This window comes from Acidovorax sp. KPB24-03, assembly GCF_057546605.1.
In genome coordinates, this window is the sequence record NZ_BAAJYR010000829.1 from 1 (window position 1) to 786 (window position 786).

General features: G+C 72.6%; 1 protein-coding gene. It reads left to right on the forward strand.

All coding sequences use genetic code 11. The features are described 5' to 3' along the window. The coding region (locus AC27KI_RS26280) for a putative PEP-binding protein (RefSeq protein WP_487116802.1) at nt 1–786 on the forward strand (786 nt) is incomplete at both ends.

Consider the following 786-nt stretch of genomic DNA (forward strand, 5'->3'; position numbering starts at 1 on the left):
CGCTGGCGGCGGGGGCTGAGGGCGTGGGCCTGATGCGCACCGAATTTCTGTTCCTGGAGCGCGACGCGGTGCCCGACGAGGACGACCAGTACGCCGTGTACCGCGCCATGGTCGAGGCGCTGGACGGCCGCCCGCTGATCGTGCGCACGCTGGACATCGGCGGCGACAAGCAGGTGCCGCACCTGGACCTGCCGGTGGAGGACAACCCCTTTCTCGGCCTGCGCGGCGCGCGGCTGTGCCTGCGCCGCGACGACCTGCTGGTGCCGCAGCTGCGGGCGCTGTACCGCGCGGCGCGGCACGGCCCGCTGTCGGTCATGTTCCCGATGATCAGCACCGTGGAAGAGGTGCACCAGCTGCGCCAGCGCATGGAGGCGGTGCGCCGCGAGCTGGACGCGCCCCAGGTGCCCGTGGGCATCATGATCGAGGTGCCCTCGGCCGCGCTGATGGCCGACCGGCTGGCAGCGCACGTGGATTTCTTTTCCATCGGTACCAACGACCTCACGCAGTACGCGCTGGCGGTGGACCGGCAGCACCCCGAGCTGGCCGGCATGGCCGACAGCCTGCACCCCTCGGTGCTGCGGCTCATCGAACGCACCATCGCCGGTGCCCGCGCCCATGGGCTCTGGGTGGGGGTGTGCGGCGGACTGGCGGGCGAGCCGCTGGGCGCGGCGCTGCTGGCCGGACTGGGCGTGCAGGAGCTGAGCATGAGCAGCGGCGACATCGGCACCGTCAAGGCGCTGCTGCGCCGCCATTCCCTGGCCGAACTGCAGGACCTCGCCCGCCGCG